This window comes from Clostridium sp. TJA085, assembly GCF_058310235.1.
Genome location: NZ_JBZEEZ010000001.1, coordinates 303,128 through 320,266 on the forward strand (window position 1 = coordinate 303,128; position 17,139 = coordinate 320,266).

The 17,139-nt window shown below is 26.3% G+C and carries 13 protein-coding genes and 1 tRNA gene; 12 read left to right on the forward strand and 2 right to left on the reverse strand.

The window, feature by feature from the left end; all coding sequences use genetic code 11:
• Window positions 1-14 precede the first annotated feature (14 nt).
• The 9 genes from pheT to AC4FQW_RS01535 all read left to right on the forward strand — a co-directional run bounded on the left by pheT (window position 15) and on the right by AC4FQW_RS01535 (window position 13,141).
• A complete protein-coding gene (pheT, locus tag AC4FQW_RS01495; protein WP_491146870.1) occupies window positions 15-2,399 on the forward strand; it encodes a phenylalanine--tRNA ligase subunit beta in 2,385 nt (794 codons plus the stop codon).
• A 147-nt stretch (window positions 2,400-2,546) separates the two neighbouring features.
• Entirely contained in the window at window positions 2,547-3,824 is a 1,278-nt protein-coding gene (gene zapA / locus AC4FQW_RS01500; RefSeq protein ID WP_491146871.1) for a cell division protein ZapA, read from the forward strand.
• Between the two features lie 115 nt (window positions 3,825-3,939).
• A complete protein-coding gene (locus AC4FQW_RS01505) occupies window positions 3,940-6,282 on the forward strand; it encodes a U32 family peptidase (RefSeq protein ID WP_491146872.1) in 2,343 nt (780 codons plus the stop codon).
• A gap of 3 nt (window positions 6,283-6,285) precedes the next feature.
• Window positions 6,286-8,646: an endonuclease MutS2 gene (locus AC4FQW_RS01510; RefSeq protein ID WP_303129039.1), complete on the forward strand. Its 2,361-nt coding sequence runs from the start codon at window positions 6,286-6,288 to the stop codon at window positions 8,644-8,646.
• Between the two features lie 172 nt (window positions 8,647-8,818).
• Complete coding sequence (locus AC4FQW_RS01515) at window positions 8,819-9,769, forward strand: carbohydrate kinase family protein (RefSeq protein WP_303129038.1); 951 nt, start codon at window positions 8,819-8,821, stop codon at window positions 9,767-9,769.
• 59 nt (window positions 9,770-9,828) lie between these two features.
• Window positions 9,829-10,266, forward strand: coding sequence for a 2-thiouracil desulfurase family protein (locus tag AC4FQW_RS01520; RefSeq protein ID WP_303129036.1), 438 nt, complete (start codon window positions 9,829-9,831; stop codon window positions 10,264-10,266).
• A gap of 77 nt (window positions 10,267-10,343) precedes the next feature.
• Window positions 10,344-10,946, forward strand: a complete 603-nt coding sequence (locus tag AC4FQW_RS01525; RefSeq protein ID WP_303129035.1) for a 50S ribosomal protein L25 — start codon at window positions 10,344-10,346, stop codon at window positions 10,944-10,946.
• Window positions 10,947-11,371: 425 nt separating this feature from the next.
• Entirely contained in the window at window positions 11,372-12,472 is a 1,101-nt protein-coding gene (locus AC4FQW_RS01530) for a tetratricopeptide repeat protein (protein ID WP_303129033.1), read from the forward strand.
• Between the two features lie 24 nt (window positions 12,473-12,496).
• The gene (locus AC4FQW_RS01535; RefSeq protein WP_303129030.1) at window positions 12,497-13,141 is read left to right on the forward strand and encodes a cyclodeaminase/cyclohydrolase family protein; all 645 of its coding nucleotides are present in this window, start codon (window positions 12,497-12,499) and stop codon (window positions 13,139-13,141) included.
• Between the two features lie 26 nt (window positions 13,142-13,167).
• Here AC4FQW_RS01535 and pdaA read toward each other — a convergent pair whose 3' ends face one another.
• On the reverse strand, window positions 13,168-13,971 hold the full coding sequence (gene pdaA / locus AC4FQW_RS01540; protein WP_491148134.1) for a delta-lactam-biosynthetic de-N-acetylase: 804 nt from the start codon (window positions 13,969-13,971) through the stop codon (window positions 13,168-13,170).
• Between the two features lie 162 nt (window positions 13,972-14,133).
• Between pdaA and ychF the strand changes: the two genes are divergently transcribed.
• Window positions 14,134-15,231 (forward strand): redox-regulated ATPase YchF, encoded by a 1,098-nt coding sequence (gene ychF, locus AC4FQW_RS01545; RefSeq protein WP_303129028.1) that lies wholly within the window; start codon window positions 14,134-14,136, stop codon window positions 15,229-15,231.
• 68 nt (window positions 15,232-15,299) lie between these two features.
• Here the strand turns inward: ychF and AC4FQW_RS01550 are convergent.
• Window positions 15,300-15,396 (reverse strand) — tRNA-Sec (locus AC4FQW_RS01550).
• Window positions 15,397-15,670: 274 nt separating this feature from the next.
• Here AC4FQW_RS01550 and rsmH point away from each other — a divergent pair.
• Together rsmH and ftsL are read left to right on the forward strand one after the other, a co-directional pair.
• Complete coding sequence (gene rsmH, locus AC4FQW_RS01555) at window positions 15,671-16,603, forward strand: 16S rRNA (cytosine(1402)-N(4))-methyltransferase RsmH (RefSeq protein ID WP_491146873.1); 933 nt, start codon at window positions 15,671-15,673, stop codon at window positions 16,601-16,603.
• 40 nt (window positions 16,604-16,643) lie between these two features.
• The gene (gene ftsL / locus AC4FQW_RS01560; protein ID WP_491146874.1) at window positions 16,644-17,078 is read left to right on the forward strand and encodes a cell division protein FtsL; all 435 of its coding nucleotides are present in this window, start codon (window positions 16,644-16,646) and stop codon (window positions 17,076-17,078) included.
• The last annotated feature ends 61 nt before the right edge of the window (window positions 17,079-17,139 follow it).

The following is a 17,139-nucleotide window of genomic DNA, read 5'->3' on the forward strand; positions in this document are numbered from 1 at the left end:
AGGAGGTAAATTAAATGAAAGTACCATATAGTTGGCTAAAAGATTATGTTGATATAAATGTAAGTGCTAAAGAACTTGGGGATTTATTAACTCTTACAGGTTCAGCCTTAGAAGGAATAATAGTTCAAGGAGATAATATAAATAGAGTTGTTGTTTGTAAATTCAATTCTATAGAAAAGCATCCAGATGCTGAAAAATTAAGTATATGTCAAGTTGATATTGGAGGAGAAGAAATACAAATAGTTACAGCTGCAACTAACATGAAAGTTGGAGACAAGGTTCCTGTTGCACTTCATAAATCAACATTAGCAGATGGAACAGAAATTAAAAAGGGAAAACTTAGAGGCGTTGTATCAAATGGTATGTTTTGTTCAGAAGCAGAACTTGGCTTAAAAGGTGAAGAAGAAGTTGATGGACTTATGATATTAGAAGAGGATGCTCCTATAGGTGTTGAAATAAAAGAATATTTAGGTCTTAAGAAAGAAACTTTAGATTTTGATATAACATCAAATAGACCAGATTGCCTAAGTATGATAGGTATGGCAAGAGAAACAGCTGCTACTTTAAAAACTAATTATAAAATGCCAAACTTTCAATATAAAACTGTAGATGGAAGTAACATAAATGACGAATTGAAAGTTGAAGTTAGAGATTCTTTATGTAGAAGATATATGGCAAGAGGAGTTAGAAATGTTAAAATAGGACCTTCACCTAAATGGATGCAAGATAGACTTTTAGAATCAGGGGTTAGACCTATAAATAATATAGTTGACATTACTAATTTTGTTATGTTAGAAACTGGAGAACCAATGCATGCATTTGACAAAAGAGAAATTAAGTCAAATAAAATAGTTGTAGAAAGAGCTAAAGATGGTGAAGAGTTTGTAACTTTAGATGAAGTTAATAGAAAACTTGATAGTAGCGTTTTATGTATAAAGGATGATGATAAAACTGTTGCGATAGCAGGAATAATGGGTGGATTAAATTCAGAAGTAAAAAAAGACACAACAGATATTTATTTTGAATGTGCAAATTTTGAAGGAACTAATATAAGAGTAAACTCTAAAAAACTAGGAATTAGAACAGAAAGTTCATCAAGATTTGAAAAAGATATAGATCCAAATTTAGCAAAACTTGCACTTGATAGAGCTTGTGCTTTAGTATGTGAATTAGGTATTGGAGAAGTTATAGATGGAACTATAGACGTATATAACGAAGTAAAAGAAGAAGGACATATAGCTGTTGATTCTACTTGGATAAATAAATTTTTAGGAACAAATATTTCAATAGAGGAAATGAAAAGATGTTTAGATTCAGTAGATTTAAAAACTGAAATAAATGGTGATATGTTAGAAATTACAATACCAACATTTAGAATTGACATAGCTATAAAAGAAGATATAGCAGAAGAAGTGGCTAGAATATATGGATATAATAACATAGAAGGTACAATATTTAAGGCTCAAACTGAAAGAGAAGCTAAATATAAGAAAGAATTATTAGATGAAAAAGTTGTTGATATAATGATAGCTAGTGGTTTAAATCAATCAATAAGCTATTCATTTATATCAAAGAAAGCATTTGATAAGATAGAATTAAGTGAAGATAGTGATTTAAGAAAAGTTGTAACTATCAAAAATCCTTTAGGTGAAGATTATAGTGTTATGAGAACAACAACTTTAGCTTCAATGATGGAATCACTTTCAAGAAATTATACAAGAAATAATAGTGAAGCTTATCTTTTTGAAATAGGAAAAGTTTATATTCCTTCAGAAGATGAAACAGAATTACCAATAGAAAAAAATATTTTAACTATTGGAATTTACGGAAACGTAGACTATCTAGATTTAAAAGGTATAGTTGAAAACTTAATTGATGGATTAGGAGTTAAAGGCGTTAAATTCTTAAGAGAATCAGAAAATCCTACATTCCATCCAGGAAAAACAGCAAAACTTGTTGTTGGTAGAAAATTTGAGGCTGGAGTATTTGGAGAAATACATCCAGATGTAGCTGAAAACTTTGGTATAGAAACTTCTTGTTTTGTAGCAGAAATAGATTTAGATGAAGTATATAAAAATTCAGAACTTGAAAAGAAGTATAAACCTTTACCAAAATTCCCTGCTGTTACAAGAGATATAGCTCTTTTAGTTGAAGAAAATATATTAGTTCAAGATATAGAAGATTCAATAATAAAAGCTGGTGGAAATATTGTTGAAAAAGTAGAACTTTTTGATATTTACAGAGGAGAACAAGTTCCACAAGGAAAGAAAAGTATTGCTTACGCAATAACATATAGAAATGAAAATAAAACTTTAACAGATAAAGAAGTAAATAAAGTACATGATAAAATTTTAAGATCACTTGAACATAAATTAGGTGCTATTTTAAGAGAACAATAAATTTAAAAGAGGTAGTTTTTAAACTACCTCTTTTCTTTAAAATAATAATAAAATTAATTACCTTTTTAATATACATAATTGTACAAACTTAAAATATCAAATATAATTAATATAATAGGAAGATTATATTTTAAGAGGTGGGACATAATGGTAAAAATTACGGTTAACATAAATGGAGTAGATTATAACTTAAAGGGTAAAGAAAGTGAAGAATATTTAAGAGATATTGCATCTTATGTTGACGAAAGAATAAAAGAGGTACTAGCTAAAAATAAAATGCTTAGTATTTCACAAGCATCTGTTTTAGCAGCTGTTAATATTACAGATATATTATATAAAACAGATGATGAATTAAGAAACATAGCAAAGTTAAAAAATAGTATAGAAAAAGAAAATCTAGCATTAAATAAAAGTTTAGAAGAAGTAAAAATTAACTTAGAAAAATTTAAAGAGGAAAGTTCTAAAATAATAGATGGAAAAGAAAATACTATAAATGGTTTAAAAGAAGATAGGAATAATCTTATAAAGGAAAGAGATGAACTAAATAAATCAAATGTTGATTTAAAAGGAATAAAAGAAAAAAATGAAATTAAGATAAAAGAAAATGAAGAAGAAATAAAAAAATTAAAGAGTTGCGTAAATAAGCTTAAAGAAGAAAATAGAATATTAAAATCTGAAAATGAAACTTATAAAAATAGAATAAAAGAAATAACAAAAGAAAGAGAAGAAAGTGAAAAGATATTATATAGAGAGATAAAGGATCTTGAATCTAAAAATGATACTAATAAAGAGTTAATAAATAATATTTCTACTATAAATAATAATCTTGAACAGAAAATTAAAAATATAGAAAAAGAAAAGATTAATTTATTAGAAAACTTAAACAAAGAAGCAGAACAAAAAAATATATTAGAAAAAGATATAAGAAAATTAAATGGAAAGATTAGAGAACTGAACGTAGAAATAAAAAATAATGAAGATATTATAAATGAATATGAAGATAAAAATAAAACTTTATCTAATGTATTAGATAAAAACGAGGAAAAGTTAAACTTACTAATTGCAGAAAAAGAAAAGTTAAATAATTCACTAAAAGATGAGATCAGAAAAAATCGTGATACAATAGATAACTTTAATAATATAGAAAATGAAAAAAATAATGAGATAGAAAATCTTAAAATAGAAATAGAAACTTTAAATAAAGATATAAATGATAAGAAATCAATTATAGAAGAGTTAACAGAAAAGGCTTGTAAGTATAAGGAAGACAGAAATAAACTTATGGAAGCTGGAAAAAGCACAAGAATAGCACTTCAAACTAGTAAATATAAAATTTTAGATTTAGAAAAGAAGCTTATAGATGCTCAAATAGAAGTTACTAAGGTAAAAGCTAAAAATGAGCCTGTTTTATTAAAGAGAAAGTAATCATAAAGTGCTGAGTAACTAAATTTTGCTCAGTACTTTATTTTTGTGTGTTTATAAGTTAAACTAAAATAATACATAGGAGAAATTATTTTTTAAAAATTTAGGAGAGATGAAAATGAACAAAATAGAAGTTTTAGCACCAGCAGGAAGTATGGAAAGTCTTTATGCTGCAATAAATAATGGTGCAGATGCTATATACTTAGGCGGAAATAAATTTTCAGCAAGAGCATATGCATCTAACTTTGATAATGAGAATATGAAAAAAGCTATAGATTATGCACATAGCTATGGAGTAAAAGTATATGTTACTATGAATACTTTATTAAAGGAAGAAGAACTACAAAAGGCTTTAAAATATGCAGGTTATTTATATGAAATAGGAGTAGATGCACTTATAATACAAGACCTAGGTTTAGTTAAATTAATAAAAGAAAAATATAGTGATTTCGAATTACATGCTTCTACTCAAATGACAATACATAATGGTGAAGGTGCGCTTTACTTTAAAGAGAGAGGCTTTCATAGAATAGTATTATCAAGAGAATTAACTTTTGAAGAAATAAAGCATATATCAAAAGATTTAAAAATAGAAACAGAAATGTTTGTTCATGGAGCACTTTGTGTATGTTATTCAGGACAATGTTTAATGAGTTCTATGATTGGTGGAAGAAGTGGAAATAGAGGAAGATGTGCACAACCTTGTAGAATGGAGTATACATTAAAATCAAGAAAATCTGGAGAAAAAAGAGGCTATTTATTATCTCCAAAAGATATGTGTACTATAGAAGATGTTAAAGATATAATTAATAGTGGAACGTATTCTTTAAAAATAGAAGGTCGAATGAAAAGGCCAGAGTATGTTGCTGGTGTAGTTAGAAATTACAGAAAAGCAGTAGATAAAGAACTTTTTCATGAAAAATTTGATGTAAAGATTGGAAAAGATGAATTATTACAGCTTTTTAATAGAGAAGGTTTTTCTAAGGCTTATTTAAAAAAAGATGTTGGTAGAGATATGATGAGTTATAATTTTCCTAAAAATACAGGTGTTATATTAGGGAAAGTATTAGAAAATGGAGAAGTAATATTAGAAAGAGATATATCTTTAGGTGATGGAATAAGAGTAAATGATGGTGGTTTTACTTTAAGTAAAATAATAAAAAATAAAAATGAAATTAAAGAAGCTAAAAAAGGTGATAAAGTAAAACTTTTTCCTATAGATTATAAAAAAGGTGATTTTTTATATAAAATGTCAGATAAAAAATTAACTCTTGAACTTTCTGAAACTATTAAACCATATGGTAGAAAAATAGAATTAGAAGGATATGTAACATTTAAAGTTAATGAGAAATTGAAATTAGGTGCTTTATTTAATGATAATTACTATGAAGTTTCAGGGGAAATAGTTGAAGAAGCTACAAATAGGCCTTTAGATAAAGAAAGAATTGAAAAAGCATTATTTAAATCTGGTGATTATCCTTATAAATTTAATAAAATTAATTTTATTGATTTTGATAACGGGTTTATGAGAATAGGAGACCTTAATGAATTAAGAAGAGCTTTATTTGAGAAAATAGTAAAAGGTGAATGTTCTAAGTATAGAAGAAATAGATATGGTAAAGAAGTAGAAGTTAAAAATATTTCTAAGGAAATTAAAGCTATAGATGTTTTGCCGAAGGTTATATTAAAAGATCAATTTAATGAATTAAAAAAAGATTTTGAGTATATTGCAGTAGATATATTTAGTAGATACAAAAATTCAATTAAAATAGATGATTTAAAAGAATATAGTAAAACAAATAAATTAATACTTAAATTACCTAATATAATAAAAAGTGAATTTAGTTCAGTTGTAAATATTATAGAAAAAGTAAAACCTTATATTTATGGTATTTTAACATCAAATGTAGGTATAATAAATAAATATAAAAATGAATTGAAAATTATAGGTGACTATAAATTAAACATATTTAATAGTGAAGCTTTAAATTTCTTTAAAGAAGATTTAGATATAATTACAGTTAGTGAAGAATTAAATAGAAAAGAAATAAAAGCATTATTAAAGAGTTCAAAATATAATTGTGCTAAAATGATATATGGAAAAACTGAACTTATGGTTAGTGAATATTGTCCTATAGGAAGTACATTTGGTTTAAAAGATACAAATAAAAGTTGTAATAGAGCTTGTGAAAAAGACATATATACTTTGATTGATAGAGTAAATGAAAAGTTTAGTATTATGACAGATGTATTTTGTAGAAGTTATATATTAAATTCTCTTCCTTTAAATTTAATAGAAGAAATCGATGATTTAAAAGATATGGGGATAAATTGTTTAAGATTAGATTTTACAGATGAGACAATAGATGAAGTAAGAAAAGTAATTAATGAATTTAATAACAAAAAAGTTATAGATGTTAAAGATTACACAAAAGGTCATTACAGAAGAGGTGTAGAATAAAAGATGAATGATAGAACATTTAGAGTGTTAGAATTTAAAAAAGTAAAGGAAAATTTAAAAAAATATTCTAAAACACAAATGGGAAGAAAGATTATAGATGAACTTGTTCCTTATGAAACTAAATATGAGATGGAAATGGCATTAAAGGAAACAAAAGAAGCACTTGATATGTTAGTTTCAAAGGGAGCACCACCTTTTGAAGGGTTATATGATGTAAGAGAAGCTATAGAAAGAGCTGGAAAGGGTGGAGTATTATCAGCTGGACAAATATTAAGAGTTGGCAATATGTTAAAGTGTTCTAGAAGATTTAAAGAGTATGTTAAAAGAGAAGAAGAAGAATTAGCTTTTGAAAGAATTGAAGATTTAGCATATATATTGGAACCTTTAAAGGATTTGGAAGATTATATAGAAAGAGCAATTGTATCAGAAGATGAAATAAGTGACAGGGCATCTGCCACTTTAAGAAGTTTGAGAAGAAATTTAAAAGAAAAAAATTCTTCAGTTAGAGAAAAGATAAATAGTATTGTTAGAAGTTATTCAAAATATCTTCAAGAAACTCTTTATACTATGAGAGGTGAAAGATATGTTTTACCTGTAAAGGTAGAATATAAAGGTCAGGTGCCGGGTATTGTACATGATCAAAGTTCAACAGGAGCAACTCTTTTTATAGAGCCTATGAGTCTTGTTAATTTAAATAATGAAATTAAGGAGCTTATGTTAAAAGAAAAGGCTGAGATAGAAAGAATACTTCAAGATTTGTCACTTAAAATAGCAAACAATATAAATATATGTAAAAGCAATAATGAAATATTAGGTAAATTAGATTTTATATTTGCTAAAGGTGCATATGCATCTAGTATTGATGGGACTTATCCTAATGTTAGTGATGATGGAAGATTTGATATTATAAGTGCAAGGCACCCACTTATAAATCCAAAAGAAGTTATATCTTCAGATATATATTTAGGTGATGAATATAATGTAATAATGATTACTGGACCTAATACAGGAGGTAAAACAGTAACATTAAAAACAGTAGGATTAATACATCTTATGGGAATGTCTGGACTTTTAATACCTGCTAAGGAAGGTTCAACTATTGCATATTATAAAGAAATATTTGCAGATATAGGTGATGAACAAAGTATAGAACAATCTCTTTCAACATTTTCATCGCATATGACTAATATAGTAGATATAATGAAGAAAGCAACTAAAGAATCTTTAGTGCTTTTTGATGAATTAGGTGCAGGAACAGATCCAACAGAAGGAGCTGCACTTGCTGCTGCAATAATAGATAATTTAAAAGCTAGAGGAACTAAAGTTATTGCAACTACCCATTATAGTGAACTTAAAGGATATGCTCTTAAAAATAAAGATGTAGAGAATGCTTCAGTTGAATTTGATGTAAAAACATTAAAGCCAACATATAGACTTTTAATAGGTGTTCCAGGTAAATCTAATGCTTTTGAAATATCAAGAAGATTAGGATTAAATGAAGATGTAATAAATTCTGCAAAAGAATTTATATCTAATGAAAACCTACAATTTGAAGATTTAATAAGAGAACTTCAAGAAAAAAGTATAATAGCTAAAAGAGATGCTAGAGAAGCTTTAAAAATAAAAGAAGAAGCTAATGAATTAAAGAAAAAATTTGAAGAAAAACTTAAGAAGTTAGATAAAACTAGAGATAAAGTTTATATGGAAGCAAGGCAAGAAGCGAAAAATATAATATCAGATGCAAAAGAAGAAGCTGATGATATATTAAAAGCTATGAGGGAACTTGAAAAGTTAGGAATATCAGGCGGTGGAAGAAGTAGGCTTGAAGAAGAGAGAAGAAAACTTAGAGAAAGTTTAGAAAATAAAGAAAATGAAATTTATAAGCAAAAAGAACAAAAAGGAGAAGAAATAAAAAATATAAAACTTGGAATGGAGGCATATCTTCCATCATTGAATCAGAATGTAACAGTATTATCTCTTCCAGATAATAAAGGTGAAGTTTTAGTAGAGGCAGGCATAATGAAAATAACAGCTAAAGCTAAAGATCTAAGAGCTATAAATAATCCTAATACAAAGAAAAAAGAAAAGAAAAAGAGGGAAGTGAAATTAAATTTAAGTTCTGTATCATCAAGAGTAGATCTTAGAGGGTTAGATGCAGAAGAAGCATGTTATAGAGCGGATAAATATTTAGATGATGCTTATATGGCTAATTTAGGTGAAGTTACAATAGTTCATGGTAAAGGAACAGGAATACTTAGAAAAGCTATAAATGATATGTTAAAGAGACATCCTCATGTAAAGTCACATAGATTAGGAGTGTATGGTGAAGGGGGAGATGGAGTAACTGTAGTTATATTAAAGTAAACACTAAGTTCATAAATAATCTATGATTTTAACATAAAAATAATACAAATAAACCTTTACATTGTGTTATTTAAAAAAAATTAAATAATTATTCTTTATTTTTTTCTTTTTGTAACTTATAATGATGATAGATTTTTTTATAATAATGGGAAATAGAAACAGGAGAGATAATATGATAGAAAAAGATTCTTATGTACTAGTTATTGGAGCATCCATAGTTGATATATTAGGCTTTAGTAGAAATACATATAAAGGAAAAGACTCTAATCCGGGAAATATTAAAATATCACTTGGTGGTGTTTGTAGAAATATTGCAGAAAATCTTGCAAGGGTTGGAGTTAGAACTAAGTTTATATCAACTATAGGTGATGATGAAAATGGTAGAAATATTTTATCACATTCAAAAATGATAGGTTACAATATGGAAGATTCGTTAATACTTGAAGGCGGATGTACTCCAACATACATGGCTATTTTAGACCATACAGGTGATATGGTATCAGCAGTAGTTGACATGGAAAGTTTAGATGAAATGGATACTGATTTTATTGATTCTAAAAGTCACATAATAGAGGCTGCAGAATACACTATACTTGATGCTGATGATGCAGAATTACTTGAATATATACTTAAAAAATATGAAGGAAAAACAAAATTTATATTAGATCCAGTATCAGCGGCTAAAGCTAGAAATATAAAACATTTAATTAAATATTTCCACACAATAAAGCCAAATAGATATGAAGCTGAAATACTTTGTGGTTTTGAAATAAAAACTAAAGATGATTTAGAAAGAGCAGGAAAATACTTTTTAGATCAAGGAGTAAAAAATATATTTATAAGTTTAGATGCAGATGGCATATATTATACAAATGGAGTAGAAGTTGGAAAAATAAAAGCTAAAAAAGTTAAAGTTAAAAATACAACTGGAGCTGGTGATTCATTTGTCGCAGGAGTTGGATATGGATATATGAATGGATTATCATTAAAGGATACCGTTAAATATGCAATTGCAATGTCAACAATAACTATTTCCCATGAAGATACTATAAATCCTAAAATGAGTAATGACTATGTAGATGTATATCTGAACAAAATTGAGTGGGAAGAAAATACATATTAATTATAAAAATAGCTAAAGGTAAATCCTTTAGCTATTTTTATAGATAGGAGAGTGGTAAAGTGATTATAATAAGCGCATGCCTTTGTGGGTGTAATTGTAAATATAATGGTAAAAATAATAAAAATGAAAAATGTTTAAATTTATTTAAAGAAGGGAAAGCGATTTTAGTATGCCCTGAACAATTAGGGGGATTAAGCACTCCTAGAATACCTTGTGAAATTATAAAAAAAGAAGGAAATCTTACAGTTATTAATAAATTAGGTGAAGATTTGACGGAAAACTTTAATAAAGGTGCAGAAGAGGCTTTTAAACTTGCAAAACTTATAAATGCAAAATTTGCAATATTAAAAGATGGTAGTCCATCTTGTGGAAGTAATTTTATATATGATGGAACATTTACAAATAATAAAATTAATGGTTTTGGAGTTACAGCAAAAAAATTTATTGAAAATGGAATAGAAGTTTTTTCAGAAAATAATATACCAGAAAATATTTAATATAAATTAGTAGTATAAATACTATCTATTTTAGGAATAATTAAAAAGAGTTTCAATAAAAATAGGAGGTATTTATTATGGCAGAACTAAATATAACTGAAAGAAAAAGAGTTACTCATAGTGGTAGAAAAACTAGAAATAAGGGGTTAGTGCCTGGAGTAGTTTATGGAAAAGAAATGAAAAATTTTATGTTTGAGGTATCTTCTTTAGAACTTTGTAGAGAAGTAGCAAATGTTGGGGAACATGGAGTTTTAAGTTTAAATATTAATGGAAATAAAAGAGATGCGTTAATAAAAGAAGTTCAGAGGGAACCTGTAAATCATGAAATAATACATTTAGATTTAGAACTTATAAGCTCTAATCAAAATATTGAAACGGAAGTACCAATACAATATTTAGGAGAAAAATATTTAAATAATAAAGGGGCAGTTTTACAAAAAGAAAAAGATTCAATAAAAGTTTCATGTGATTTAAACTCTATTCCAAAATCAATTAAATTTGATGTGTCAAAGGGAATGAATGGAGATGTATTTAGAGTTTGTGATTTAGAAATTGCAGAGGAACTTAATATTTTAGATGATTTAAATTCTGTTATGGCTTCAATATCAAATGAAAGAAAGTTAACATCAGATTTAATGGATGAAGAACAAAAAGCTAACAATTCAGAAAAAAATAAATAAAAGTATATTTTTATTTAAGCGGAGGATTTACCTCCGTTTATTTATTTATACTAAATTACTTTACTTAAACAAGGTATAAAAAATAACTTTATTATTTTATTAGTAAAATTTTTACTATATAAAATAAATATTAAATATGATTCAAGATAGAGTTTTAAAAACTTTTAATTTAAAATATAAAAACTAACATTGAACTACTTAAGATAAATATGTTAAAATTTATACTTGAAAATATATTATATTTTATATTAAAATTTAAAACTATTAAGAGTAATAAAAATATGTTTTTTAAAAATAATTTTTATATATAGTAAAATTATATATTATATTTAAAGAAAATGTATAAGCTTAATTAAAAATAAGTTGAAATTTAAGCTATCATCTTATATAGGTGGTAGCGATATTTTTATATAGGTGGTGAACAAATGGATTATAAAGCAGTATTTAAAGAGAAATTAGGAAAGCTTTTATTCTTAGAGATTGATAAGGAAGGATTTAAAAATATACTAAATATACCAGAATATATTTCATTTAATAGTAAGGAGTTATTTGTACCAATAAGTTCTGAATACATAACAAGTAATATAGATGATAAAATAAAAATAGAAAATTTACCTATATATTATTTTGTAGAAGGTATGCTTTTAACTTTAGGAGCTGATAGAAATATAAAATATGCAGATGATTATAATATATTACTTATGCAAATACCTCAAAGTGAAGAATGTGGAAAAAGTTTAGTAGCACAAAGAGTTAAAGAGGATAGATTAGATGATGCTTATCTTATATTAAAAGGATTACTTGATTTTGAAGAAAAGGAAGAATATATGGAAAAGTTGCTTCTTCTAGGTGTTAATTTAAGAGAGAAAGACAAGGCTTTTGAAGAGATTTTACTAGAAGATATAGAAGAAGCTAAAAAACTATTTGGAAATATGAAAGAACCTTATTTATATAAAGCAATAATATTAAAAGATAAAAATGATTATGTTGGAGCTAAGGTAGAAATCAATGAGTATTTAAGAAGAGGTGGAGAACAAACTTCTGAAATAGAAATGCTTATGGATGATATAGAAAATGTAACAACATATGAAAAGGCTGTGGAGTTAGTTGAAACTGAGCCAGAAAAATCTATTGAATTATTTTTATCATTAGTAGATAAATTTGATAGTAATCCATTAATATATTATTACTTAGGTGTTTGCTTTAGAAAATTAGGTAAACATGATAAAGCTATATATTATTTATGTGAAAGTATAAAAATAGAAAGCGGAATACTTGAAGTTGTAAATGAGCTTGGATTAAATTATGCTTGTATAGGAGAATATAATTTAGCAATACAATATTTTAAAAAAGCTTTTGAAGCTTCAAAAGAAGTTGAAATTTGCACAAACATAATAATGTGTTACTTAAATATTGGTAATATTAAAGAAGCAAAATTACATTTAGAAATTGCAAAAAAATTAAATAGTGAAGATGAAATTGTTAAAAAGATTGAAAAATTATTAGAAAATGAAAAAGATAATTAAATATAGCTTTTAAGGAGGAGTCAAATGTTATTTAAAGATTATAAAATACAAGAATTTGTAAATGAATTAGCTTCAGATGCTCCATCTCCAGGAGGAGGAAGTACTGCAGCATTTGTAGGAGCATTGGCAGGATGCTTGAATAATATGGTATACTCACTTACAATAAATAAAAAGTCATTTGAAATATTAACTGAAGAGAAAAAACAAGAAATGATAAAATTTGAAAATGAATGTAACAATTTTATTTCAAATTGTGTAAATTTTATGGAGGAAGATAGAACTTGTTTCAATAACTTAATGAAATGCTATAAACTCCCTAAAAATACAGATGAAGAAAAAGAGTACAGAAAATCTGAATTAAAAGCTAAAACATATGAAGCTATGATATCACCTCTTAAAGTTTGTAGAGAATGTATTAAATTTTATGAAAATATAGAATTTGCAATAAAATATGGTAATAAAATGCTTATATCAGATGCTGGAGTTTCAGCAAGTTTATTACATTCAGCTATAGAAAGTTCTATAATAAATGTGAAAGTTAATTTAAATTCATTAAAGGATGAGGAATATTTTGATGAAATAAAATTAGAGTTAGAAGATATTTTAAATAAATCTAAGGAATATAAAAATAAAATATTAAAAGATGTAAATAATTATATATTTTCTTAAAATGATTATAGAGTGAAGTTTTAACTTCACTCTATAATCATTTTATCTGGTAAATCATTTAAAGTTTTAAATTCATAACCATCTTGTTGTAAAGATATAATTAAATCTTTCAATATTTTTGTATTTGTATCAGATACAGCATGTAATAACATTATACATCCTGGATGGACACCATTTTTAATTTTTTTCATAGCAAATTCAGGATTTGGTTGATCATTAACTAACCAATCTCTATATGCAAAACTCCAAAAAATTGTTTTGTAACCTAACGCAGATGTTTTATCTAACGAGCTTTTAGAGTATTTTCCCATAGGTGGTCTAAAGAATTTCGGCATATCTTCACCAATAAGTTCTTTGTAAGCTTCATTTACACTATTTATTTCCTCATTAAATTTAGAAACATCTGTTATACTTGCCATTGATGGATGTGTATTTGTATGATTACAAACTAAATGCCCTTCTTTAACCATTCTAGTAACTGTACTAGCATGAGAAGTTATATAAGGTTTAACAACGAAAAAAGCTGCTTTTACATTTAAGGATTTTAATATGTCTAAAATTTCTTCTGTGTTTCCTTTTTCATATCCTTCATCAAATGTTAAATATAATTCTTTTTTTGTTGTATCTCCAACATAAAAAGAATTACTATCTTTTAAAAATGTTGCTGATTCTTTTGGTGCTTCAGGAGTTTTATTTTTTTCTCTAGAAACAAAGTACCAATTAAATTCAGTATTATCATTAGAAGAAAAGGCTAAAGGTGTAGCGCTTACTAATAAAGTTAAAATAAATGAAAAAATAAATAAAAGCTTTTTAAAATGCTTTTTCAATATAAAACCTCCTTTCTTAAAGGTCATAATTAGTATTAGGAAAATTTTAAAAAATAAACATGGTAATATTTAAGATTTAATGATAAAAAATTCAAAAGTTGAAAATTAATATTATGTAGAGTATAATTTATGGGTATAAGTAAAAGTTAGAAAGGAATGTACATAATGAAGTTAGGAATCGTAGGTTTACCGAATGTTGGTAAGAGTACTTTATTTAATGCTATAACAAAGGCAGGAGCGGAGTCAGCAAACTACCCATTCTGTACTATAGAGCCAAATGTTGGAGTAGTTAGTGTCCCAGATAAAAGATTAGATGTATTAGAAAAAATGTATAATACGAAAAGAAAAGTATATACTTCAATAGAATTTTATGATATAGCTGGATTAGTTAAAGGAGCTTCAAAGGGTGAAGGATTAGGAAATAAATTTTTATCACATATAAGAGAAGTAGCTGCTATAGTTCATGTGGTTAGATGTTTTGATGATGGAAATGTTGTTCACGTTGAAGGTTCAGTAGATCCTATAAGAGATATAGAAACAATAAATTTAGAGCTTATATTCTCAGATTTAGAGGTTTTAGAGAGAAGAATGGAAAAGGCTGTTAAGCTTGTAAGATCAGGAGATAAAACAGCTAAAGCTGAATATGAGATAATGGAAAAAGTTAAAGCTCACCTAGAAAATAATTTACCTGTTAGAACTTTAGACGTTAATGAAGATGAAGCAGCATTTATAAAAACTTTATTCTTAATAACATCAAAGCCTGTATTATATGCTTGTAATGTTTCAGAGGACGACGTAGTAAGTGGAAATACTCATAATGAATACGTGAAAAAAGTAGAAGAATATGCTACAAATGAAAATTCAGGTATAGTTATAGTAAGTGCTAAAATAGAAGAAGAACTATCAGGACTTGAAGATGAAGAAAAAGAAGAAATGCTTGGTGAATATGGTTTAAGTGAATCAGGACTTGATCAACTTATAAGAGAAGGTTATAAATTATTAGGACTTATAAGTTATTTAACAGCTGGTGTTCAAGAAGTAAGAGCATGGACTATAAGACAAGGTACTAAAGCACCACAAGCTGCTGGAAAAATTCATTCAGATATTGAAAGAGGATTTATTAGAGCAGAAGTTGTTTCATATGATGACTTAGTAGAATGTGGATCAGAAGCTGCAGCTAAAGAAAAAGGTCTTTTCAGATTAGAAGGTAAAGAGTATGTTATGAAAGACGGAGATGTTGTAAACTTTAGATTTAATGTTTAATAAAATATAACTATAAAAAAAGGTGGATAATATTATCCACCTTTTTTTATAGTTATATTTTAAATTTATGGCGGGAATATGTAGGAATCGAACCTACCTATGACGGTATTAGCGCCACAACTCGGTGTTGAAGACCGGTAAGTACACCAGAACTTATCTATTCCCTTAATAGAACTATTTTATAAAAAATATAATTAAAAGTCAAACTATTGAAAAATATACTTTTAAATGAAGGAAATTAATAATAATTATAGAATAACTATAAATAAATAGCTAAAAATAGAATATAGTAGTTGAAAGTATATAAAAATAAATGTAAAGTATAATAGAGAAAGTGAAAATATGTATTAAAAATAAGTTAAAACAGAATAGTATAAACTGTTAATTAATTTTATATAATTTAGTAGCTTAAATTACAGCAAAAAGAGGAGAATAATATATGGAATTTAAACACATTTCAGTTCTTTTAAATGAATGTTTAGAAGGGTTAAATATAAAAAAGGATGGTAAATATGTTGATTGCACACTAGGTGGAGCTGGACATTCATCTCAAATAATTAAAAGATTAGATAAAGATGGACTTTTAATTGGAATAGATCAAGATAAAGATGCATTAAAAGCTGCATCAAAAAGACTAGAACAATATAATAATAAAATATTAGTTCACAATAACTTTTACAATATAGGTGAGATAATAGATAGTTTAAATATAGGAAATGTAGACGGAATATTAATGGACTTAGGAGTATCATCATATCAATTAGATGAAGGTGAAAGAGGATTTAGCTATATGCAAGATGCACCTTTAGATATGAGAATGAATAGAGATAATGAATTTTCAGCATATAATGTTGTAAATGAATATAGTGAAGAAGAATTATTTAAAATTATAAAAGATTATGGAGAAGAAAAGTTTGCAAAAAGAATTGCTAACTTTATAGTAGAGAGAAGGTCAGAAGGTCCTATAAATACAACTTTAGAATTAGTTGACATAATAAAAAGTGCAATACCAGCGAAAGCTAGAAGAGAGGGACCTCATCCAGCAAAAAGAACTTTTCAAGCAATAAGAATAGAAGTTAATGGAGAATTAAAAATATTAAATAAGGCTATAGAAGATGGAGTTGAAAGATTAAATAAGGGTGGCAGAATGGCTATAATAACATTTCATTCTTTAGAAGATAGAATAGTTAAGTTGAAATTTAGAGATCTTGCAAATCCATGTAAATGTCCTAAAGAGTTTCCTATATGTGTTTGTGGAAAAAAACCAACTGTTAAATTAGTAAGTAGAAAGGCAATAGAGCCAAGCAAAGAAGAAGTTACTGAAAATCCAAGAAGTAGAAGTGCAAAGCTTAGAGTTATTGAAAAGCTATAATTAAAATATTATGTTATAATTTTAAGGGGATGTGAATAAAGTGATAGTGAAGGATTTTGATTATGTTAGAGGGAATACTGCAGTAAAACCTCAAAGAAAATACGATGACATAAAAAAAGATAAGCAAAGAAAGAATCAAAAAAACAATAAAAAGAAAAAATTAGCTACGTTACAAAAAAAGAAAAAAATAAATTCAACTATTCAAGTTGCATTAGTTATATTTGTTTTAGGGGTTGCTACAATTTGGAGAGATACAAAAGTTTATAATTTACAAACACAGGTTGGAAATATAAGTAATGAAATAAAAGTTGTAAACAATGAAAATGAAGCATTAAGGGTAGATTTATTGAAACATTCATCACTTAAAGGAATAGAGGAAAAAGCAAAAAGTAAATTAGGTATGATTCCACCAGCTAAAGCTGATAAGGTAAATATCGATTTATCAAAAGATTGTTTAAATGGACTAGCAAGATAGATTTAAAGAGTTTAAAAAATATTTGGATGCACTTTCAATATTTTAAAGTGCATCCAAAGTG

Bases quoted from the DNA above. Each gene is read 5' to 3' on its own strand.
- pheT (WP_491146870.1), top strand. From the start codon at position 15: ATGAAAGTACCATATAGTTGGCTAAAAGATTATGTTGATATAAATGTA.
- zapA (WP_491146871.1), top strand. From the start codon at position 2,547: ATGGTAAAAATTACGGTTAACATAAATGGAGTAGATTATAACTTAAAG.
- AC4FQW_RS01505 (WP_491146872.1), top strand. From the start codon at position 3,940: ATGAACAAAATAGAAGTTTTAGCACCAGCAGGAAGTATGGAAAGTCTT.
- AC4FQW_RS01510 (WP_303129039.1), top strand. From the start codon at position 6,286: ATGAATGATAGAACATTTAGAGTGTTAGAATTTAAAAAAGTAAAGGAA.
- AC4FQW_RS01515 (WP_303129038.1), top strand. From the start codon at position 8,819: ATGATAGAAAAAGATTCTTATGTACTAGTTATTGGAGCATCCATAGTT.
- AC4FQW_RS01525 (WP_303129035.1), top strand. From the start codon at position 10,344: ATGGCAGAACTAAATATAACTGAAAGAAAAAGAGTTACTCATAGTGGT.
- AC4FQW_RS01530 (WP_303129033.1), top strand. From the start codon at position 11,372: ATGGATTATAAAGCAGTATTTAAAGAGAAATTAGGAAAGCTTTTATTC.
- AC4FQW_RS01535 (WP_303129030.1), top strand. From the start codon at position 12,497: ATGTTATTTAAAGATTATAAAATACAAGAATTTGTAAATGAATTAGCT.
- ychF (WP_303129028.1), top strand. From the start codon at position 14,134: ATGAAGTTAGGAATCGTAGGTTTACCGAATGTTGGTAAGAGTACTTTA.
- rsmH (WP_491146873.1), top strand. From the start codon at position 15,671: ATGGAATTTAAACACATTTCAGTTCTTTTAAATGAATGTTTAGAAGGG.